The sequence below is a fragment of the Haloplanus salinarum genome, from assembly GCF_009762275.1.
Taxonomy (GTDB): Archaea; Halobacteriota; Halobacteria; order Halobacteriales; family Haloferacaceae; genus Haloplanus; species Haloplanus salinarum.
In genome coordinates this window covers 244,779-267,270 of the sequence record NZ_CP034345.1, presented here as the reverse complement: position 1 = coordinate 267,270, position 22,492 = coordinate 244,779, and the positions used below count along the sequence as shown (strand labels likewise).

General features: G+C 57.4%; 18 protein-coding genes and 2 pseudogenes. 14 read left to right on the top strand and 6 right to left on the bottom strand.

Features of this window, described 5'->3' with window-relative positions:
• Positions 1-136 precede the first annotated feature (136 nt).
• From EI982_RS02595 to EI982_RS19090, 5 genes and pseudogenes are all read left to right on the top strand, one after another.
• The gene (locus EI982_RS02595) at positions 137-817 is read left to right on the top strand and encodes an energy-coupling factor ABC transporter permease (RefSeq protein WP_157688001.1); all 681 of its coding nucleotides are present in this window, start codon (positions 137-139) and stop codon (positions 815-817) included.
• Positions 817-1,140, top strand: coding sequence for a cobalamin transport operon protein (locus EI982_RS02590; protein ID WP_157688000.1), 324 nt, complete (start codon positions 817-819; stop codon positions 1,138-1,140). The genes EI982_RS02595 and EI982_RS02590 overlap by 1 nt, the downstream gene beginning before the upstream one ends.
• 2 nt (positions 1,141-1,142) lie before the next feature.
• Positions 1,143-1,955 carry an energy-coupling factor transporter transmembrane component T family protein gene (locus EI982_RS02585; RefSeq protein ID WP_157687999.1) on the top strand — a complete coding sequence of 271 codons (813 nt, stop codon included), beginning with the start codon at positions 1,143-1,145 and terminating at the stop codon, positions 1,953-1,955.
• Between the two features lie 68 nt (positions 1,956-2,023).
• A complete protein-coding gene (locus EI982_RS02580; protein ID WP_199243791.1) occupies positions 2,024-2,827 on the top strand; it encodes an energy-coupling factor ABC transporter ATP-binding protein in 804 nt (267 codons plus the stop codon).
• A gap of 80 nt (positions 2,828-2,907) precedes the next feature.
• Positions 2,908-4,583 (top strand): annotated as a pseudogene (locus EI982_RS19090) (transposase).
• Positions 4,584-4,880: 297 nt separating this feature from the next.
• On the opposite strand, the gene EI982_RS02570 reads toward EI982_RS19090, so the two are convergent.
• Together EI982_RS02570 and EI982_RS02565 are read right to left on the bottom strand one after the other, a co-directional pair.
• On the bottom strand, positions 4,881-5,699 hold the full coding sequence (locus EI982_RS02570; protein WP_157691048.1) for an alpha/beta fold hydrolase: 819 nt from the start codon (positions 5,697-5,699) through the stop codon (positions 4,881-4,883).
• 852 nt (positions 5,700-6,551) lie between these two features.
• Positions 6,552-7,208, bottom strand: coding sequence for a helix-turn-helix domain-containing protein (locus EI982_RS02565; protein WP_157687997.1), 657 nt, complete (start codon positions 7,206-7,208; stop codon positions 6,552-6,554).
• Positions 7,209-7,322: 114 nt separating this feature from the next.
• Between EI982_RS02565 and EI982_RS02560 the strand changes: the two genes are divergently transcribed.
• From EI982_RS02560 to EI982_RS02540, 5 genes are all read left to right on the top strand, one after another.
• On the top strand, positions 7,323-8,963 hold the full coding sequence (locus EI982_RS02560; protein WP_157687996.1) for an NADH-quinone oxidoreductase subunit D-related protein: 1,641 nt from the start codon (positions 7,323-7,325) through the stop codon (positions 8,961-8,963).
• A 2-nt stretch (positions 8,964-8,965) separates the two neighbouring features.
• The gene (locus EI982_RS02555; protein ID WP_199243704.1) at positions 8,966-9,259 is read left to right on the top strand and encodes a DUF7562 family protein; all 294 of its coding nucleotides are present in this window, start codon (positions 8,966-8,968) and stop codon (positions 9,257-9,259) included.
• 70 nt (positions 9,260-9,329) lie between these two features.
• Entirely contained in the window at positions 9,330-9,953 is a 624-nt protein-coding gene (locus EI982_RS02550) for a class I SAM-dependent methyltransferase (protein WP_157691046.1), read from the top strand.
• A 226-nt stretch (positions 9,954-10,179) separates the two neighbouring features.
• A complete protein-coding gene (locus tag EI982_RS02545; protein ID WP_157687995.1) occupies positions 10,180-10,815 on the top strand; it encodes an IS6 family transposase in 636 nt (211 codons plus the stop codon).
• A gap of 265 nt (positions 10,816-11,080) precedes the next feature.
• Positions 11,081-12,547, top strand: coding sequence for an amidohydrolase family protein (locus EI982_RS02540; RefSeq protein WP_157687994.1), 1,467 nt, complete (start codon positions 11,081-11,083; stop codon positions 12,545-12,547).
• 1,708 nt (positions 12,548-14,255) lie between these two features.
• Here the strand turns inward: EI982_RS02540 and EI982_RS02535 are convergent.
• The 3 genes from EI982_RS02535 to EI982_RS02525 form a co-directional block, all read right to left on the bottom strand.
• Positions 14,256-14,738 (bottom strand): hypothetical protein, encoded by a 483-nt coding sequence (locus EI982_RS02535; RefSeq protein ID WP_157687993.1) that lies wholly within the window; start codon positions 14,736-14,738, stop codon positions 14,256-14,258.
• Between the two features lie 1,026 nt (positions 14,739-15,764).
• Complete coding sequence (locus tag EI982_RS02530) at positions 15,765-16,316, bottom strand: helix-turn-helix transcriptional regulator (RefSeq protein WP_157687992.1); 552 nt, start codon at positions 16,314-16,316, stop codon at positions 15,765-15,767.
• Between the two features lie 136 nt (positions 16,317-16,452).
• Positions 16,453-17,094: a hypothetical protein gene (locus EI982_RS02525; RefSeq protein ID WP_157687991.1), complete on the bottom strand. Its 642-nt coding sequence runs from the start codon at positions 17,092-17,094 to the stop codon at positions 16,453-16,455.
• Between the two features lie 277 nt (positions 17,095-17,371).
• Between EI982_RS02525 and EI982_RS02520 the strand changes: the two genes are divergently transcribed.
• The 4 genes and pseudogenes from EI982_RS02520 (at position 17,372) to EI982_RS02505 (ending at position 21,725) form a co-directional block, all read left to right on the top strand.
• Positions 17,372-18,355, top strand: a complete 984-nt coding sequence (locus EI982_RS02520; protein ID WP_157687990.1) for a hypothetical protein — start codon at positions 17,372-17,374, stop codon at positions 18,353-18,355.
• A 221-nt stretch (positions 18,356-18,576) separates the two neighbouring features.
• A complete protein-coding gene (locus EI982_RS02515) occupies positions 18,577-19,950 on the top strand; it encodes a BamB-related PQQ repeat family beta-propellar protein (protein ID WP_157687989.1) in 1,374 nt (457 codons plus the stop codon).
• Positions 19,951-20,283: 333 nt separating this feature from the next.
• Complete coding sequence (locus EI982_RS02510; protein ID WP_157687988.1) at positions 20,284-20,628, top strand: DUF6176 family protein; 345 nt, start codon at positions 20,284-20,286, stop codon at positions 20,626-20,628.
• A 255-nt stretch (positions 20,629-20,883) separates the two neighbouring features.
• Positions 20,884-21,725 (top strand): annotated as a pseudogene (locus tag EI982_RS02505) (IS5 family transposase).
• A gap of 146 nt (positions 21,726-21,871) precedes the next feature.
• Here the strand turns inward: EI982_RS02505 and EI982_RS02500 are convergent.
• Complete coding sequence (locus EI982_RS02500) at positions 21,872-22,201, bottom strand: cupin domain-containing protein (protein WP_157687987.1); 330 nt, start codon at positions 22,199-22,201, stop codon at positions 21,872-21,874.
• Between the last annotated feature and the right edge of the window lie 291 nt (positions 22,202-22,492).

The window sequence follows — 22,492 nt, the reverse complement described above, 5'->3', positions numbered from 1 at the left end:
GTATCCGATTCGTCGAGAGTGTCCGTGTCAATATGCCCTCCTTACTAAGCTCTCATATTAGCTATCCGCCGAGATATTAACTGACAGATTAGATATGGCCAGATTTAATATAACAGCTATTGTTATTAATAACACGATGGCACACATCCACCTCGGTGAAGGCTCGTTCCCCCTGTGGGCACTTGTGCTGTGGACGACCCTCGGCGTGGCACTCGTCGGTGCAGTCGTCTATCGGATCCGCAAGGGCGGAATCAAGACCCACCAGATCGCACTCGCCGGAATCGGTGCGGCAGCGAGTTTCGCAATCTTCCAGCTGAATATCCCCGTCTGGGGTGGCATCCACATGAACCTCACCGGCCTCGTTGGGATTCTCGCCGGGCCGCTGCTCGGTGCGTTGATCGCGCTGGTCGTCAACATCTTCTCGGCGGCGCTCGGGCACGGTGCGGTCGGTCTGATCGGCGCGAATACGCTCGTCAACGCGAGCGAAGCTATCGTCGCCTACTACGCGTTCAAGACCCTGATGGGAATGGACTGGGACGTCTTCCCCGCCAGCGCCAGTGCCGCGACGCTCGGCCTTTCCGCAGGCGCGTTCCTGATGGGGGCGATCATCGTCATCAGCGGCGTGAACGGGAGCGCGCTGCCGCGCGGTGATCTGACGATTGCCGTCGCCGGTCTCGTCGGACTCAACCTCGGCGTCGCCGTCATCGAGGGTATCCTGACGGGCTTCATCGTTCAGTTCCTCGCGTCCGTCCGCCCCGACCTCGTCGGCCTCGCCGACCGTGACACCCAGGAGGAGCCGACCGGGGTGACGGCCTGATGCAGCGCTGGAAGCAGTACGGTGGTCTTGCTGGCCTCTTCGTTACCTTTCTCGCCGCTGGGTACTGGGGCTTCACCGCAACCGGCGGCGCACTGCCGTGGGCCAAACGCTCCGCACAGGCACTCCAGCGCGGTGTGCAGGAGGGTGGCGGTTCGCTTGTCGACTTCGGCCGCGGTATCGTGGTGGCCGGCCCCATTCGGAAGGGCGGAATGATGCTCGAATTCGGCGCGATCGTCCTCGTACTGGTTGTCCTCGGTATCGGATTGTACGTCTACGTCGACCGCTACGGTGGCTTCGAGGACGGAGAACGCCCGGCTCGGTAACCGTGACGACACTCTCGAACCACGTTCCCGATCCGCGGCTCATCACGGCGTTCGCCGAACGGCGAGACGGACCGTTACACCGCGTCAACCCATGGACGAAGGTCGGCGTCGTCGGTGCACTCGTCCTCGCCGTCACGGTGTTCGACCGCCTTGCGCTCTTGGCCGGACTGTACGGAGCCGTACTGGTGGTCTACGGACTCGCAGGACTGCCATACCGACGACTCGCTGGCTGGTACACGCTCCCGATGCTGTTCATCGTCTCGGTCGCCGGGCCGCTGGCGTTCCTCGAACCGGGGACACCGATCGGTGGCGCGCTCTCGACACCGCTCGGTGAACTTTCTGTCACGTGGGCAGGGCTCGTGCTCTTCGGGGAGCTCAGCTGTCGATCACTCACGGTCGTCACGTTTGCCTTGACGGCGTCGATGACGACCAAATACACGGACGTCGCGTACATGCTCGGACGACTACTCCCGCGGCCAATCGACCAGATCGCGTTGCTCACCTACCGGTTCACGTTCGTCATGATCGAGACGCTCGAGGACCTCGTGAAAGCCGCACTCTCCCGTGGTGCGAACTTCTCGGAGTTCTGGTCGAACAAACGGCTGTACGCGAGAATCCTCGGCATGACGATGTTGTCGGCGATCGAACAGTCAGAACGACTCGTCAAGTCGATGGAAGCCCGTGGCTACAACGGCGACATCACGCTGTACGGCGACGTCTCGCGGCCACCGATCCACGAACTGTTCGTCGTCGCCGGCTCGTACGTCGCCGTCGTCGGCTACGCAGCGGTCGCGGTCTACGGGGTGAGACTGTGAGTCGAGACGATTCACCGCTCGTCGACCTGCGGTGTGAGGCCCACACCTACCCCGACGGGACGGTCGGCATGCACGACGTCGACTTCTCGGTGTACCCCGACGAAGTCGTCGCCTTAGTCGGTGGCAACGGTGCCGGGAAGTCGACGCTCCTCGAACACCTGAACGCGACGCTCGTTCCCGACGACGGCGAACTCGTCGTCGACGGCACGCCGATCACCGAAGACAACAAGGCACACGCGCGGCGGGAAGTCGGGTTCGTCTTCCAGGACGCCGATACGCAACTCGTCGCGCCCACGGTCCTCGATGACGTGATGTTCGGCCTCCAGAACTACGGCGTCCCCGGTGACGAAGCGAGAGAACGCGCTCGTGAGGCGCTCGCGACTGTCGACGCGGGCCACCTCGAAGACCGGATTCCTCACTATCTGAGCGGTGGCGAGAAACGCCTCGTCGGCCTCGCCGGCGTGCTCGTCCTCGAACCGAGCGTGGTCGTGCTGGACGAACCGCTCGCAGGGCTCGACCCCGAGCGGTCCCAACTGGTCGCCGACCGGATCAAGCAGATTCACGAGGACGGTATCAGCGTCGTCCTGTCGACGCACGACCTCGAATTTGCCGCTGAAGTCGCAGACCGAGTCTGCGTGATGGCCGACGGCAACGTCGTCGGAAGTGGAACGCCCAAAGCGGTGTTCTACGACGACGCGCTGTTGTCGGACGCGAACCTTCACCCGCCGAGTGCGGTCCGTGTGGCTCGCGATGCAGGGCTGGGGACGACCGCACAGCCAGTGACGGAAGCGGATCTGGTGGCGCTCCTCACAGAAGCCAGCAACTTGGAAACCACGCAGATACCCTCTCCAGATGGGCGCGGACACAACTGAGGCCCACCCCCGGTATCTTGCGCCGCTTCCTCGTCAGACCGAGACCGGCGCGTTGCGGCATGCCTACTCCACCAATTCTCATGGGAGTAAATGAGTTGTCTCATCGTACTGTTTTCCGGAAAATTTCGCGTCGGTCCAATGTTGAGTGACCGGTATATAATTCGACACCGCTGTACGATCGAACGTCGCTCGCTGGACTGGAATCAGATATGCGGACAGTCTCAGAGGCGTGGTTTGACCACGAGAGCCACAACTCCGTTGAGAAGTTCGTCTGCGTACTCCCGCTAGCCTCCTTCAGATTCGAGGCTCACGACTGTTGTGGAAGGTCGACACGCTACGAGATGGACACTCTCTTTCGCGTGTTCGTGCTGAAAGAACTCTACGGATGGGAGCACGAAACAGAACCCCTCAACTACCTCGATAGCCATCCCGCACTCTGCGAACGCCTAGAGTTGGAGATGGTGCCCGATCAGTCGACATTATGGCGCAGCTGGAACGAGCGCTTCACGCGAGATATCCGCGAGACGGTCCAGAAAGCAGCTCGAACGATCCTGATCAAAGCACAAAACGCGGATGTCGCCGTACCACGCGAACCAGAACGGAACCTCCCGGATCGAGGCCCCCACGCTACCGGATCGGACTCTGACGATCAGGCCCTCCTCGACAAGGCAGGGAGGATCACTGACCACGTCAGTCGCGTCGTGTTCCCCGCTTTCTCGCTCGATCGTGCGAGGGCTGTGAAATTTCCGAGAACGCTTACTGGGGCTTACAGACCTACTTAGGGCTCCGTGAGAACTTGGCCGCCAACGAGGGCGCTCGGAGCTTCATCCACGAGTCGACGCGTGATCGAACACCACTCGGGCACGGGCATCGCGACAAGATTCGTGATCTCCCTATCGAGCAAATTCGCGAGATGTACCGCCAGGCGGTCCGGCAACTCATCGACGAGGTCGGGGGGACGAAGGAGTTCTTCCGCGCCGGGATCGTCGCGATCAACATTACCGAAGCTGACCCCTTCACAGGCGATAGAACGGACTACGAGGATGAGATCATCGGGACGAAGGAGAAGACCGACGAATACGCCTACCAGTGGGCGACGGTGCAGCTGGTCGGGAATGCCGTCCCAATCGTGCTGGACGCGCGCCCCGTCCAAAAGGGGGAGACACGACTGGAAATCGTCGAGGATTTGCTAGATTCGGCAGAGGACCTCTTTCACGTCGATAACGTGCTGATGGACCGGGAGTTCGATAGCCAGCACGTCCTAAAGATGATCAGCCAGCGCGGGCACCCCTACGTCGTTCCCAAGCGGATGCAGACCAGCGAGAAAGCCCAGGCGAAGCGATTGCTCCAGCGGGACCAGGATCGGTACGAGACCGACCGGAAGCTCCACCTCGGCAAGAACGAGTGGCACGAGACGACGCTGATCTACCGCCGGAAAGAAGACTCTGAGCACGACGATCACCGGCAGTATTCGGTGTTCATGTCGAATTGCGGGAGTGGTCACCTCACCGAGTATGGCTACCGATGGGAGATCGAGAGCGGCTACAAGTCGATAAAGCGATTCATGGCGGCGACGACGTCGAAGGATTTCGGACTTCGATTCTTCTACTTCGCCTTTGCCTGTCTGCTGTACTCTATCTGGCGAGCGGTCGATTTGCTGGTACAGGTCGATTTGACCGGTGAATATGACCATTCGCCGATCGTGACGGCCGACAACACTCTTACGCTGTTGAAGAAGGGAACTGGAATCGGATAGCGAGGGTCTTTACCCGTGGTAAAGCGGCGTCTGAGTGGCTACACTATCCGCGGTCTCGGAAACACCCCGAATAAATTGACCATCCAACAATAACGGCCGTTCAGAAAGCGATCTGAACCAGTTTCTGCTCATCGATTCGGCCGAAACCACGCATCACAGCCCTGCTAATCCCGCTGTAGTCTCAACCTCACAGGATAACCAAAGTTGAGGCTGGTAGTTTCAATGCATACGGATCTCAAATTGCTTTGTGATCGAGAACGACTTCGCCAACAGAGCGAATGTCGCTCCCGTCGGAGACTAATAGTGCGGTTTCACCGACTCGGTTGATTCGAGTCTGTTGTTCCCCGTGAGATGACGGACTAGCGCATCAGTAACCTCTTCACGCTCATGATGTACCCAATGTGATGCGTCAGGAAACATCTCTAACTGACCGTCTTCACAGTAGTCAAGGCTTTTTTCGGCCATCGAGGGACGAAGTGCGATGTCATCTTCTCCCCAACAAATCAGCATCGGCTGGGTAACGGTGTCGCGTGATGAGCGTTCCGACCGACGGAATCCACGATACCAGTTAATCCTCGGCTCAATGCCTGAATGCTGCCAAGCCGCCTTGTAGCGGTTAATCGTTTCTTCGTCGAATGTTCCTTTGTTCGAAGTTATTTCAAGCGAGTCAACCATATTGGCCATATCGTTCCGACGCAGCATCCACTCGGGGAGCTTCGGTACCTGATAGAACCAGACGTACCAGCTCCGGACGATTTGTTCGAGGCTAGACCGTAAGGTCTCTCGATACACCGTTGGATGTGGTACGTTTAGAATTGAAAGATGGTCAACGACAGATGGATGGCGGAGTGCCACGTTCCAAGCGACGAACCCGCCGAAATCGTGTCCGACTACGTGGGCCGAGTCGCGTCCCTCGCTGTGAATCAATTCGCGCACGTCAGCGACTAATTTCGATTGTCGATAGGCATCAACCTCATCAGGTGCGTCGCTCAGATTACAGCCTCGCTGATCCGGAACAACCACACGAAAGCCGGCCTCAACGAGCGGATGGATCTGATCACGCCAGCCGTACCAGAAATCGGGATGTCCGTGCAGAAGGACAACTATAGTAGCGATTGAAAGTCATTACACAGCCGATCGCAGTACTGCGTACGGTCGGCTGTGCAAACAGTTTCAATCGCTACTATAGAGGTGCGTCGGAATCACCGGCAGTGACGACGTTTGACCTCCTCCCACCCCTGAAGGGGTGGGATTCCCCGAAGGGGAGTTCAAGGTTGCGCGTTTCCTCGGCCCTCAAGTACGCTTTCGCGTGGGGCGTTCGACGGTGGCCGATCGGTTACGACCCCGAGCGTGCTTTTCAGCGCGTACAGCCCGGTCAAACGGGCCTTCCCACCCGGACGCGCCGAGCGCTTCGGTGGAACGGAATACCGTCCGTTCCTCCACGGTCGGGTATTCAGCCGACTGGGTACCACCAGTCGCGTCCGACCCGTAGGCCGGGACGTGGTGGTGTGGTTCTTCGGCTTTCTTACCCGGCGGGCTGTGGACGCGAAGCGTCCGTTGGGGTCGAAGACCCCATGCCACAACTGGGGAACGCCGTCACCACATAGTATGGGAGGGCCGAACTTAACAATTCGGGACACAACTCCCGTCAGGCTATCTGGTGGTTTGTCTCCCATCGTGTCGGCTTCATCCCACGGCTAAAGCCGTGGGCTTTCGCCTTGAACAACTGTAACTGCACGCCGTTGATGTTACGATAGGTCGATTCGACATCGTGCCCACTGAACAACGATGCATCAGTCTTTGTAACCGCCTCTGTGGTTATGGGTCTGGGTTTCGTCGTAGACATCGTGTTCCCGTGGAGGGAAATACGCGACAAAGCTGAATACGAGGACTGCCGCATGGGTGTGGCTGCTTATATATCCCGAAGCTTCTGTCTACTGTACGGTGAGGATCTCACCGACGCTACGATTAGTGAACGAGTTCGCTGAACACGCGTTCTTCAGCTTTCCGAAGGTGCTCACCGACTGTTCCGGGAGAAATCCCAACAATCTCGCTGATGTCTTCGAGCGACGCTTGGCGGGGTTCACGATAATATCCTAAATCAACGGCTGCCTCAAGCACTTCTTCCTGCCTCGGTGTAATCATCCTATTGAGCGATGATTTGTCGGACTCATAATCACCCATCCCAAGGACTTCGAACGTGAGTTGATCCATCTCCTCGGCGTATTCGTATAATTTACTGAACGTTTCGTCAGTTCCAAGGTAGGTGACTTTAAGATGATTCTCAGACGTGAAATGAATCGGAGTCTCGATCACCAGCAGCGATTCCTGTTGCAGTTTAAGGGATCGGTGAACCGCTTCTGTCGGTTCGAATTGGCTCACAGCCATCCACCGATCTTCGCCCGCAGTAAGATAACTGAGGACATACGATGAATCCTCCATAATCTGTTTGTACCGTTCCTTACTGCCGCTTGCCTCGGCAAACAGGAGGACAGTATCATCTTCAAGAAGCTCAAGATGATGGATAGCCCGCCGCCTGATCGACGGGTCATCCGTCAGTTCCTCTCCGAGTGGATGGAATGCTGCCCCTCCATCTGGTTTGACTAACGCGGTGAGGTATCGCATAGCGTCAGCCAAAACTGCGCGCAATAAAATACCTCGCTGATCTAGGTTTAAATCACACCACTAGTGAGGCAGCGTGGCTACGGAACTATACTGAGAACTGACAGCCGAAGGACGATGCAACAGCAACAGTCCTCGACCGCCAACCGCCTCGTGGACGAGGCGGTCACAGCCCTCCCCGACGATGTCATCGTCAACCGTGACTCACACCAGAACGCCCCCGCGCTCGTGATTCGAGCCGATCACGTCCAGAAGGCACCCTCGACGCTTCGCTCGGAAGTCGGGTTTGACCACTGCTCGTGTGTAACCGCCCAGGAGTACGACGACCATTTCGAGACGGTGTATCATCTTACCAGCTACGATGACCGGGCGCGTGAGTTATCGGTCATCGTTCCGACGACGAAGGACAACCCAGTCAGCGAGTCCGCTGCGCCGGTCTACCGGACAGCGGAGTGGCACGAACGGGAGGCCTACGACCTCGTGGGTATCGAATACGAAGACCATCCTAACCTCCGGCGCATTCTGCTCCCAGAGACGTGGCAGGGGCACCCGCTCCAGAACGACCACGATCAGGCCCAGCCGCAGATCGTGACGCTGCGCGAGCACGCCAACCCTGTTCAAGATGATACTCAGCAGGGAGACACGATGTTCCTCAACATCGGGCCCCACCATCCGTCCACCCACGGCGTGCTTCACCTTGAGGTGGTTCTCGACGGCGAACAGGTGGCCGATGTCGAGCCGGATATCCGGTATATCCATGGGTGTGAGGAACAGATGTGCCAGAAGGGTACCTACCGCCACCAGATTATGCCGTACCCCGACCGATGGGATTGGGGTGGGGCGGGCCTGCTCAACGAGTGGGCCTACGCCCGCGTCATCGAGGACCTAGCCGATATCGAAGTCCCCGAGTACGCGCAGGTCATCCGGACGATGAGCGCCGAGCTGTCACGCATCCTCTCGCACTTGCTATTCACTGCGATGTATGCACTAGACGTCAGTGGCGAGTTCAACGCTACCTCTATGTACGGTTTCCGAGACCGGGAAATCGTTCAGGACCTCTTAGAAGACCTCACCGGCCAACGGATGATGTTCAACTACTCCCGGGTCGGCGGCGTCGTCTGGGACATCCCCGAACCCCGCGGGGAGTTCTTTGATAACGTGCGCTCTTTCATTGACGATCTTCCACAGAGGCTCGACGAGTATCACGACCTGCTGACGAGCAATGAAGTCCTCCAGGTCCGCTGTGTCGACACCGGTAAGTTACTGCCGGAGGTTGCAAAGCAGTACGGTTGCACGGGCCCAGTCGCTCGCGGCTCCGGCATCGACTACGATCTCAGACGAGACGACTCTTACGGCTACTACGACCGGCTAGAGTGGGACGTCGTCACCGAGGACGGTTGCGACAACTTCGCCCGCGTACTCGTCCGCCTGCGGGAGATCGAGGAGTCAGCAGCCATCGTGGAACAGTGCGTGGATCTTCTCGAAGACTGGCCGAACGAGGAGCGTACCGTACAAGCTAACGTTCCGCGAACGCTGAAGCCCCCTGGCGAGTGCTACAAAGCTGTGGAAGGGGCCAAGGGCGAACTCGGGATCTACATCCGTGCCGACGGCACCGAGACCCCTGCCCGGTTCAAGATCCGCGGGCCGTCATTTTCGAATCTGTCAGCGCTGTCGGCAATGGCGGAGGGTGAGTACGTTCCCGACCTTGTCGCGACCCTCGGGAGTCTCGACACTATTATAGGAGAGGTGGATCGGTGACCATGACTGTCTCGACACTGTTGGGGAGCAACTCTAACCAGCAGGTAACGTGTATTGCCTGCGGCGAGAAGGTCGCCCGTGAGGATGCTCGTGAGTACGACAAACACGGCGACCGCTGGAGCCGTGAGGACAAGACGTTTGAGTACCTCTGCAAACCCTGTCACCGGGATTGCTGTCATCAGAACCGAGACGGGCTGGAGGAGACGCTCGTGGCGGCCGACGCCGGCCGAACCGACCACAAGACGTTCCTCAGACAGTACTGCGAACTGACGGCCGACAACACGGGCCTCAACTGAGAAATCGAAACAGATGAAATCCAACCACCAACACCACAGAAACGATACCGATCCAGTATCGAACCACCCGATGTCGGTCTCGGAGATCGAGGAATGGTACGCTGAGTACGCTGACCGAATGCACCGGTTTGAATGGGTTGACCGTCTCTTCATCGGTCGCTACCGTCAAGCGCAATTTGGAGACGTTGACGGAAGATTGTTCGATGTCGCATGCGGCATCGGAACGAACTTCCGGTATCTGCCCGATCCTGTTGAACTCGTTGGCATCGATATCAGCCCGGACATGCTGGTAAACGCTGAGAAGCGCCTTGCCAAGTTAGGTATGGATGGAACTCTTCGAGAGATGAACGCACAGAATCTCGAATTTCCCGACAACAGTTTCGATACGGTGATCTCCGCACTGTCGACGTGTACGTTCCCCGACCCGATTGCTGCACTACGGGAAATGGAACGAGTCTGCAAACCGGACGGGACGATCCGCCTCGTCGAACACGGTCGGAGTGACGTGGGAGCTATTGCTCGGTTTCAGGAATGGCGCGCTGATGCCCACTACGCGAAAAGTGGCTGTCGCTGGACACAAGAACCGAGCGAGGTCGTCAAAGCAGCAGGACTCTCAGTCAGAAAAACGACAACGGGATTGTTCGGTACGATCACTACCTTCGAGATGACTCCTGACCGGGGTGTTGAACGATGATAGAGTTATCCTCAGGGACGTTGTTATGGTTCGCCGCCGGAATCCTCCTGTTGATCCTCGGCGTACTAATCAGGTCCCGCGGGTGGCTGTTTCTCCTCGCAGGCTACGACGAGTCTGCTTCCGTCCCAGACGACGTGATACAGAATATAGCAGGGAATACCGTTCTCCGCATCGGCGGTGTTCAGATAAGGATGAAGGATGAGGCGGTGCGATTTTTGAGTGGTCAATGCTCGAAATCGCACGCCTCAGCGACGGTAGCAACCGCTTCGAGTTAGGATTTGTGGAGCGCGAGTCGACACCCGAGCCAGCGATGAAGCTCGGTATTCGACTCCATTTGGCTGGACTATCACTTTCGAATACCATCTCGATTCTTGATAGTTTGGGTGTCGAGCGTTGTCGATCCACCGTTCACAACTGGGTGCAGAAGGCTGACTTACAGCCCACCGATGGTGCCGACCCGGATCACGTTGCGGTCGACGAAACTGTGATCCAGCTCAATGACGAACGGTTCTGGCTGTACGCTGCCGTCGACCCTGAGACGAACCGCTTGCTACATGTGAAGCTCTCTCCGACGAGAAATCAAGCGATTACCGAGATGTTCCTTTCCGAACTCCGCAAGAAACATCTCGTCGACGACGCGCTCTTTCTCGTCGATTCTGCACCGTGGCTGCAAGCGGCGCTTCACCGACATGGCCTCGATTACAGATACGAAAAGCATGGTAATCGGAATGCCGTCGAACGTGTCTTTCGAGAACTAAAACGTCGAACAAATCAGTTCTCAAATTGTTTTAGTCACGCCGAAGCAGACACTGTCGAAAATTGGCTTCAGGCGTTCGCCTTCGCATGGAACCAGCTAATCTGAACACTACCCTCCGCATCAGTATCGCCGCTTTTGTCGTTGGTACACTTATATCTCTGATGAATACCCCATCGTATCTTGGCGCCCTAGTCGGAGGCGTGATTGTACTGGACGTGCTACGAATGATCTACCGACTGAACACGTGGTCACCTCAGGCTGCCTGACGCAATGTTGACGATCTCTCAACGGTCAGATAGACTTACTGCTCGCCTACAGGGGAGTCATTCCCCCGAATTGCTTTCCCGATTTAAATCCTGCCCATCGAATAATGACTGATCTCCTAATTCACGACGCAATCGTTGTCACGGTGAACCAAGAGAACCAGATTCTACAAAACGGTTCTATTCGGGTGACAAACGGGACCATTTCGGCCGTCGAAACGACCGAGCCTGGAGACCAAGTCTCAACTGCGGAGCACGTAATCGATGCCAGCGGCAAGGTCGTGATACCCGGCCTCATCGACACCCACCGCCACACCGATTTCACCCTCGTCCAAGGCCTATTCAGCGAACTCGACGGAACCGAACTGCTGAAAGAAGCCTTCGCGTTGTACCACACAGCTGAGCCGGCACTCGGCGAGTCGTTCTTCGAGGCCGCATGGCAACTCGCCTGCCTCCGGCAGCTCACACATGGCGTCACGACGGTCAACGCGATGGACTTCACGCCAGCACTCGGAGCAGAAGCCATCGGCGAGGCCGGATTACGTGGTGTGATCGGTCCCGAACTCGCGGACTTTCTCAACCCCGCGTCCGCAGACGAACAGCTCACAGACGCACGTGAGTTCATAGAAACCCACCACGACACGTACGATGGCCGTATCATGGCGAGCATCGCACCGGGTGGCGAGGCTGGGTGTTCGCGAGAACTCTGGGAAGGTGTTGCAGAACTCCGAGATGACTATCCAGACTTGCGACTCCACACCCACCTCTATGACTCGGCCGAAGCCGATACGATGGCGGCTGGAAGCGGTGCTGACGATCCGCTCGACTTGTTAGACCGCTACGGACTGCTCGACGAACGGACGCTGTTGACGCATCTCCTCTATGCAGATCGGGAAGATGCACGACGCATCGCCGAGGCCGGTGCGCACGTGCTTCACTGCCCGACTGTGTACAGTTACTTCCAAGCTGGGAAGCGAACCTGGTTTCCGCTTCCGGCCCTCCAGGAGTTCGGCGCGAACGTCGTCATCGGCCTCGATGATCCGTTCTGGTTCGATTCCTGGGATCTCTTCCAGGAAGCCAAACACGCTCGATTGTTGTCGAATTTCGAGTACGGAGCCCAGCAGTGGTCCTCGTATGATCTCCTCAAGATGCTCACCATCGACGCCGCACGCACACTCGGGATCGAGGATCAAATCGGCAGTCTCGAACCCGGCAAACGCGCCGACCTACTCGTCATCGACGTCGATACGCCACGTCTCCAGCCATTCAGCAACCTCCCGTCGGTGCTGGCGAACTCGGTGACTGCGGGAGATATCGAAACGGTTGTCGTCGACGGTGAGGTACTCATGGAGGAGCAATCGGTCACATCGATGGACGTCGAGGCCGTTCGTGCAGCCGCGACACGAGAGCGTGAGCGCCTGCAGGCGCGTACCGGCTGGGAGACGTCGCTCGCCGGCAGTACCCCGCCAGATAAATCGATACTCAAACGCGTGTCCGCACAACCACTGCTTCGAGCGATGAGACAGTATGGTCGAGGATTTGTCAACGAGCATTTTCTTACGCACATCAACTAGTCCCTCGCATACAGGCTGATCCTCAGAGGAGATACTGACGGCGGGTGGAACCTACGCGGAATGATCGACGAGGAGTTCTGATTGGGTGGAGACGATTCCGAGTGGGGTCTGGTTTCAGGACCGTCGATAGAGTTCCCATCCAACGGCGATGACGACACAGAGAGCACCGAGGAGGAACGGGAGTGATGCGTTAGTGTCACCGAATCGCCAGCCAAATACGATGTATCCGATCAGCGCAACGACGGCCGTGATGGCTCCAACGAATTGGAGTGTTCGTGACGGGGATGATCGTCCTGGCATTCGTACGTCCGGGATCGAATACTAGGTGGGTACGCTTGATTGGATCGTTAGTTGCGCGTTCGTATGGAGAGCCAGGCGAGATTTCCAAGGTCGGTGATGAGGAATGCACCGATTGAGGCGTAGAACGGTGAGAGACGAACGTAATCAGTTCCAATGAGATAGAAAGTGCGAAGCGAAAACCCACGGCTTTAGCCGTGGGATGAAGCCGACAACTGGGAGCCAAACCACGCGACCGTGGCAGGCTGACTCCCCAGCGTTTAACAATTCATAGGACAACATGGCTCTGTTGAAACCCTCAGCAGTTGATACGAACTGCGTGCTGAATGTAGAGCACATATCTTACAAAGCAACCTCGCCAGGGTAGTTTACTATCCCTGATGAGGCAATGAGGCGGTAACATGGCTTTCGTGGACGGGTTGTGAAGTTCCTGTCACGTATGGCATGTCGCAAACGTGGATGTTACCCACTCCCAGCGCCCGCCAACCCCGACCGCCTCAACTACACGTACACGTTCGGAGTCAAAAATGCTCTGTTATTAATACTAATGGGATTATTACTTCCTTAATTTTATTTAATATGGATCAAATCCTGTCTATTTTGAATACGAACCGGCCGATGTTCTCTCTGTATCGGTCACGTAGCGACTATCGGACACTAAGTGGTTCCAAACAGCATTGCTGCATACACAGCGCTCCTCTCGCACGAACGGGATCGCGGATGTCATGCGACACCCGAGCTACGGGCGCTCTCGTCCGTGGCCGAACGTCCGTCAGACGACGAATTCGGGGAGGCTGGCACGCTCCTTGGATTCGTTCGGATAGAGCGTACTCCACGGTCCATCTTTACCAGTCGGTACAAATCAGGAGTCGTCGGGACAGTAACCGATAATCCGAAGCGCTTCGATCGACCGTAACAGCTGTCCCGAACACGTCGGTTATTCACCGCTCGAATCGGAACCGTAGTCGGGTGGGTTGTGAAGGGTGATCCAGTGGTCGGTGTACCGAGCCTCGTGTTCCTTTGCCTGTTTGTGAGCGATCACACAATCCTCCAGCCATCGATCAAGATCACACTCGTTACAGCGGATCCTACATGGCATATAATGACATATACCGCGACGGTTATCATCCTGACGGTCCTCGGGCCGGTAACCGACGGCCGTAGTTATTCGTCGGGCCACCCGGGACCGATATCATGGTGTGTCGAGCGACTGCATCGAGGAATTTGAACCGCGTACCATGCTGAGCCCCTTGTGCGAGGTGCAACCTCTGTATCTCGGACGCTGTATCTATCAATTGCAGAGGGTTTCAACAGCGCCGTCACGCTCACTCCAGAAAGGGAACAGCACCCGATGACACCCGACATGTATCCCCGGGCGAGTGGATCACCAGGGACCCGCCGCGACCCGTCGTTACTTGTCCAATTGATCCCACGCGTCATCGAGTCGCTGTTTGAATTCTTCTTTATCCATCTCCTCAGAGAATGGAATGCGGACGCTTCCAATCTCGATGTACCGCACCCCTGAAGTATGCTTCAGATAGTCGTACAGAAGGTTCGCAAGTGCGCCGAGTGTGATCGTCGTGCCCGTGGTGAACGCCATCTCAACAACATCACCAAACACAGGCGACAGCGACGGCGTCGGGCAGTAGCGATCCGTCCGAACCTCTCGGATGTGCGGATCGTCGGCTAACTCGGTGGTTAGCTCCGAGGTTTCAACTCTGGCTTGGGCACTCGGACTCTGATCAGCCGACTCGAACCGGACTCGGTCAACGCGAAAATACAGGCTGAGCTCAAGATCGGTCGTCTCCACCGTGCGAGTGTCGGGGTCGCGGTCACGACCGAACCGGCGACGCAGCGCCCTGCGGACCGACCCGATCCACTCGGGAAGCCCCATACAGAATACAATACAGTTGATAATTTACGTGTTTGGGGGCTCTGGAGCGTTATTGCAGCAGGTAGCGGACGCGTTGCGGCCGAGCGATGGAGCAAGGACGCCAGCAACGAACTGAAGCATGCCAGCGAGCGGCCCGCACCCAGCATGACCATCCAACGAGCGACTTCACCGACTTGGATACGGATGCACCGGCGTGGGAGTCGCAGTGGGGCTGCTGCGAGGCTCCATCTCTGGTTTTCCCACCACTCGTTTCGGGAATTGGAGACGAGAAGAGTACTCGAGTGGGACAGAGACGAACACGTCGTCACGAAAGGCAGAAATTTCGATACGAAGCGGGGCGAAGTCCCGCAAGAAGATACTGCAGATCGGTCACACACTCCTCTATAGAACGGGTCAGGCCGCCTCAGGCATACCGTGGCACGTACGCGCAATGTCTGCAGCATCCGCTCTCGTCGAGGCGATTCGACCTCACAGTATAGCAAGACTGAAGCCAGCTTATCGAAGCTGGAGCGATAACGATCACACCTCCCTGCTTCTGGATCTTTTCCACTCCAACTGATCTGCAGGTTCGCTACTGAGATGGCGACGGCAGTAGCGCAGTCATCAGGCTGCGCGTCACCGCCAGGGCGGGGTGGTGTGCACCTACGTTGTAACACGGTAGGGACGAATTGCCGCCCTTGGATGGGCGGCACCATGCAACGTGTTGACGCGGAGGGGGATGGCAGCCCCTGCCAGTCTCGGGGAGGACAGCAGGGGCACTCAACAGTAGCCTGCACCCCGAAAAATCGATTCCGGAAGCTGTAACGCGCGTTGCAGTCTCGTTCACTGCCAATGTGGACTCGATTGTGTTGCATCGGTCGTCGCCGGCGCCGACTGCGACTGCACTCCGAGTTGACTCTCCTTGTGAGCTCGTTGCGACAGCGAACGCCAACCACAGAAAGAACACAGTGGGCGCCGTGACCGCTCGTTGTAGCACGTAGCCCTTCGAGAGGCCGATATAAGATGACGTGTTACACTCGACACACGTTACGTGAGCAACACGGTATTGCCCATTCCGCGGCGCTTGCGTTCGACGAGATCTTTGGCCTCCAGACTGTCGAGCGTGCGGCTGACAGTCGCTTTCGAGAGATCTGTCTGGTCAACGATCTCGCTCTGTGGAAGGACGCCGTCAGCTTCGAGTACCGTCTGATAGACCAGTTCCTCGTTGCTCGTAAGCCGTTCTGAGATGGTGGCCCACTCCTGCCGGCGGGCCTGCAGTAGCTCGTTGCTGGACTCGCCGGTGGGCTGCTGTGCATCCGAGTCCAGGCGCTCAATATCCACTGCGATTGCCGACATTGAATCTGCTCTATCGAGGAGGACCGTCGCGCTCGCTCCGGCGGAACATGCTGACACGGCAATGACGACCACATCGTGAAACGTGAACTGCCAGCCAAAGGTCCCAACTCGCGTACTCTCGTCGGCGACCACGACGATAGCTGGCGTGGCGCTCATGAACTGGGCGACGAGGACCGCCATGGCAGTGACGAGAATCCCGGCAGCGAGTAGCTCAAAGCGTGGGCGGGAGCGTCGCTGTGTCATGGCTTATCACCGAGATGCATGTCGTACAACCAGTGTCTCAGACGCCCTCGGAGGTCAGTCGGGGCGACAGCGCGGAGGGATGGCACCCACGTCCGAGTACGGATATGAGTCCGATGGAGGAGCGAACAGCCGCCTTTCATCGGCCGCTCCTATCGAGTCGAACGAGCGATTCCACGGTCTCGGTACGAAGATTGACCACGGCACTGTACTGGACACCAGACGCGTGTGGTGTCACGACGACGAGTACGCGATCGTCGCTCCACCGTGATTCACGCCGTGCAAAGACGATCGTATCGTCGTGCTGTCGGACAGTGAAGGCGGACGCGTTGGCGGTAAGCGCCGTCTGCAGCGACGTGTTCGGTGTGGCTCCGATGGCCGCTGCGCGGTCGCTGGAGAGACGGGCTGGGATCCGACGGACAGCATACGCGGCACTGCTTGGCGCTGGGATGTCACTGCCGACGGTCTGTGCGGACGTGACAGCCTGCTGTGCACGCAGGCGTGTCTGCGTATCCACTGGTGGAGGCCCACGGGTGACCGTTTGGATCGCATAATAGCGGTCTTGATGGCTGATCTCGATGCGAGTGACTGTGCGTACGTCTTCGACCAGTACGTGTTGCTGGCTCCCATCGGTCGTAGCGACGAGGGCACCGTCCTTGATTGTGAATTCGTGGGGGTCGCTGGTGACGATATCGGCAGCGCTGCCAAACACCGCAAGACTACTGCCGAGGACGACCAGCGAGAGGACCAGTGCCAGTCGGGATGGGGGGACCAAGGGCATAGTTCGTTCTCGACACATCGACAGTATGTATCTGATGATTTTCAGTATTTTCAGCGGCTGAAACGCGTTTCAGGCGCGTTTCAGTCGTGTTTCATAGCCGTTTCCAACGGTGATTTACAAGGACTTTCCTGCAAGCCACGAGTGCAGCAGTCGGCCGGCTGCCCACAATCGACTGCGATCCGGCTCCACGGTGCTCGTGGCCGCCCGTTGGTCCCCGCCCGGCTGTTGCTGGAGCAACCGATGAGACAACACACTCGATATGATGGGAGCAAGAACCATGCAACGTGACTACAGACTCGCACTGTACGCCCTCGGCATCTCGGCTGTCCTGCTTGTAGCCAGTGGCGTCGTCGTCATCGCAGGTGCCAGTCTACCCTCCGATCCGATAGCCAGCCCCGCTGACGGAACCAACACGACACAACTAGAGGCAGATCAGCAGTTCAACGTGACACAGACCCGGACTGACCAGGGCAAGTACACCCTGCAGCAAGCCCAGCGCACCTGTAGTGGTGCCCTCCGCCTCAACAGTTCGGCGCGCAACAGCACCACCCATCGGGTCGGAAACGTGACTGTCACGTTGGTCACCCATCATGATGGAGCGGTGATCGAGGAGATCGGACGCCAGCGGCTTGCCGAACTCGTCGTTACAAAGGTGGGTACTCGTGCCGGCCTCAGTGAGTACCGCCAGCTTGAGATACAAATCAATCAGTACTACGAATCCACAGCCCGCGACAAACCGCTGGATATCGCGGGGATTCGCGTTCGACCGGCTGACGATTGCCTCCCATTAGTTCGGGGGACGGTAAACCACACTAACGAGTCGGTGACGGTCCAGACAGTCCGTCCGGATGTCCAGGCGGTAAGCCTGAACTACACCGACGATATGGGAGTACTGGACCAGGCCGACCGGGAGCTGATCGAGCGTCTCGTCGTGTCCGACAAGCAGACGAGCTATAACGTTCGGGCGCACCTCGACGCCACGGAGTTGGATGCAACGGTCACGGAGGCAACCGCTGACGGCCACGTCGACATCAAACTCCAGCGCCCCGACGGGAACGGAAGTACAGTTATGCTGACCGTCGATCTCAGCGCGGAGACCGTCGTGCACTCGTGGGTCGAACTACAGATCGATGACTCGAATATTGAGATGGTTGACGAAGACAGCTCAGCTGGGGCCGACAACACGACCGCCCAGACGAAGAACATCACCATCAACCTCAACGAGTCGAACAGGACAGTGGTAAACGACACCAGCGGCTGACCCCGCTATCGGCTATCGGCCGGAGGGAGGCTACGCCACGTCCTCATGCCGATTGCGGGGTGACTGGTTTCCATACGTTAGCCTCACGCACAGAGCCAGCAGCCGATCAACCGCGACGAGTCGTCACCAACGCAAATTATTAGCCAATACTGTCATATTTGTAAGTAGTCTGTATGGTACCAAACCACACATCGGATAACCGTCCGCCGGGGGTGCCCGCCGTGAGCCGTCGTACGGCACTGTCGATGATCGCAGGGGCCGGAGTGGCTGGGGCCACCTCACAGCGGGGTAACGCCCAATCCGCGACCACGTCAAACGACATTGGAACGGCGTGGTATCGGCCATTGAATGGCTCACCAACGTGGCCAGTCGCGCATGATGGGGTCGCGTACGTCGCCGACTCAGATGGGAACATCTTCGGCTATGACGCCAGCTCCGGCGAGTCACAATTCAAGCAGAGCGTGGATGGGAGTATTACAGCCTACGGGCTCACTGTGGCGGATTCGATCCTCGCTGTCACGCTACAATCTGGGAGTGTCCGGTTTTTCGATCTGGCAACACAGGAGCCAGTCGGCCGATTTCCCATTGGCGCACAGCCCGCTGGAATGACCAGCTTTGGCCAGTATCTCTACGTCGTCGATACGAATGCGACACTGAAAAAATTCGATGCCAGCGGCCCGGAACCACTCTGGCAAGAGGATCTCGGCTACGGTCGGGCTCGGAACCCACAAACGCCGCTCGCAGGCGAGAATGGACTTGTGATCACACAGAGTGGTGGCCGGTTGCTTTTTGTTGATCCGACCGACGGCACCGTCCTCGAAGAGATAACCCAAACTGCGGTCTACCAAGGGGCGTTTGGACAGTGGACCGGGACGATTAGTAATAATAATACCACTGCCTGTGTCGTTGAGCGGAATTCTAATGCGGCCTATATTTTTGATTTGCAGGCTGGCACCACGCGACAACTCCAGTACACTGGCTCCGGTATCAGCTCCTGTGGTCCCGCAGCAGGGCTGTTCTTCATCGGTGATTCGGAGGGCATCAATGCGATGCGAGAGACGACTGGTGAGATCGAGTGGCAACTGAACTTTGAGGCGACAAAGCTCTCCTTCGACGTGTTTGGCACGGAGTTGGTCGTAATCGGTCGTGACAGTGGCGACGGGTACATTCGATCCAGAGACATCGAAACGCAAGCTTTCGAGTGGGAGGTACCGCTCAGCGAGCCGGAGAACCTGCTTAGTGGCGGGGTCGGCGGCTACAGTTTCACGAAGCCGACTCAGGTTGGCGACCACTACATTGTGGGCGGGAGCTCAAATGACGGCAATTGGATCGCTTCATTCGGCCCCCAACAGGCCGAGTCTTCGATATCGAACGAATCGTCCGACTCGTCGGCGGGATCTGGGGGGACTGAGCAGCCGGGAACTGCGGATCCGTCCCTCCCAAAGAACCAAAACTCGACCCCGGCCCCTGGTACTGGATCCGGTCCGCTGACCTGGCTGTTCAATTTAACTCCCTGGTCAAAATTGGGCACGATCGCATCAGGACTGGGATCGATTATCTTAGTCTGGTATCATGTGTTCCGCGACGAAGAGTAGGCGTGACGCGGTAGGGAGAGTCAAAAAATCGATTAGAGCGACAGAACGGATGGGGAAGAACTCAAAAGGGCAGAGCCGATCGAGCACCTCAGAGGGACAGGATGTGATTGTGGTCGATTATAATCCCGTGGGGAGACACCCGGGACCCGGATTATCAGTTACTTCGCAGAGTAGGAACTGCCCCTCACTAAGCCCATACACAATACACTACAGTTGATAATTTACGCGTTTGGGGAGGGTGTCATAGAAGAGTTCACACACCGACGGTTTCGAGTCCGAGCTATCGGTAGAGACGGACGATAGAACTAATCTTCCAACATATCATTTCGAGATATGGCCGAAATAGTGCTGGCGAAGCAAAAAATAGAGAGGGGGAAGACGGAGCGGCTCAGGGAATGGATGGAGGAAATCACCGAGAGAGAAGCAGAGGCGGTTGAAACACTCAAGAGCGAGGGAATGCATTCGGAGACTGCGTTTATCGAACATACGGAGGAGAGCGACTTTTTGATTTACTATATGAAAGCGGACAGCATCGAACAGGTGTATGAATCGTTCGAGGACTCATCGCACGACATCGATCAAGAACACAAGCAGGTACTGTCTGATGTGCTCGAAAGCGGAGAAAACGTCGGTGACTACGAACTGCTCTATCACTTGGAAAATCCCGAGTCTTCGTAGGTGGACGGTACGTTCGTATACTCACGTATCGGCTAATTCACAGGGGATTTGAGTGGAAACAACATCTTGTGAATCCTTCTATGACACCCTCGTTTGGGGCCTAGAGCGTTATTGCAGTAGGCAGCGGGCGCTTTGGAGGCGATCAGCCAGTCGTGCCGACGTTCCTGTTGTGAGGGGCAGCAGTAACGCGTTCAAATATTCGGCCTTGTTGAAACCCTTGCTGACAAACACGACTGATGAGTAGCACGAGACAGAATGGATTCCCTTCCGAAGTCACGCCTCCTCCAGTTCGTTGAACGTGCTATCGTGTTGGCTCGTCGTGCTGTTTCTCGGTTTTCGACTCGCTATTCACGGAAGCGGTTCATGCTCCGCCAACACGTCGTCTTGCTCTGTCCGAAGGGTGAAGACAACGACGTACCGCGACCTCGTTGACGAACTCATCGAGATGCCACGCATCCGTGATGCTATCGGCCTCGATTCGATCCCTGCCCCCTCCTCTGCAAGGCGTTCGACCGCCTGGAGATGGCCGTCTGGCGGGTGTTACTGAACGTCTCACTCGCGGATTTACCACTGAACGGTGTCACCGGTATCGATGCGTCCGGCTTTGAGCGGGCGCATGCCTCAACTCACTACACGAAGCGAACGAACCTCACCATCCAACAGTTGAAGACCACGCTGTTGGTCGATACAGCGACCAACGCCATTCTCGATGTTCACGTGACGACAACGCGGAAACACGATACGCAGATCGCGCCGCAGATAGTGAAACGGAACGGACAGTCCATCTCGGTGTTGACCGGTGACAAGGGATACGACGATCAGAAACTCCGGCGGCTCACCCATGACCACGATATTCGACCACTCATCAAGCATCGGGAGTTTACCCCTCTCCACAAATCGTGGAATGCGCGACTGGACAGCGATCTATACCACAGGCGGAACATGAACGAGACAGTCAACGCGGCGATCAAACAGAAGTTCGGTGCATTCGGTCACGCCTTTGATGGAAGCAGTTCCGCGAACTCGTCATCAAGTGTATCGTTCACAATCTGGAGCGAAGCCTCACCATTTCACAAGAGGGGGGCGACTGTCCGTGATTCCGAGAGGAACTGACTGCTGCATATAGAGGGTGTACTCAGTAGACCGTCGGCTCTGGTTCGGTAGATAGGATCGAACTGGCCGTTCGGAACGACGCAGAAAGGTCGTACTCGACGGGACTACAGGCGTAGGGTGCGACCTGTCGTTACGTTGCCTGAGAGCCTTCGGCGGGTGCGTACATAACCGTGACCACGAACTCGCCGTCGAAATCGGTGAACTGGTGGTCTGTCCCGGGACGGAGATGGACAACGTCACCCGGCTCGACCGCCACCGACTCGTCGTCGGTCACGAGCGTCGCCTCGCCCATATCGATACGGTAAATCTCTTCCTCGGCGTGCGCGTGCATCGGGTCCTCGTCGCCCGGCTCAAACCGCATCACTTGGAGGCTGAACGACACTGCACGCATCGCTTCGGTTTCCATCTCCCCGTCCTCGGCCAGTTGGTCCGCAATGTCAGTAACGTTGATTTTATCCACGATTTACATATGTGGGTGCCGGGTATATGTGCTTCGTTCCTTGCTCGAAAAAATGAGCTTCCGGACGCGCACCGTGGGAGATACGCGCCCTCTATGCAGCACGGCCCGTGAAATCTACCCCGAGGCTGTCAGGAACCTCGTGCCGAATGTAGAGGATAAGTTCAGCACAGCCCGTTCATGTATTTCGCTGGTTCAGTGAGTCTGCGTAATCACTCTGTGCGGAATATCAAACTGTGAGTACCATCGTTCAATACGGAGTTGGCAGTGGAAGTTCGCTGATCGGTTCATTAA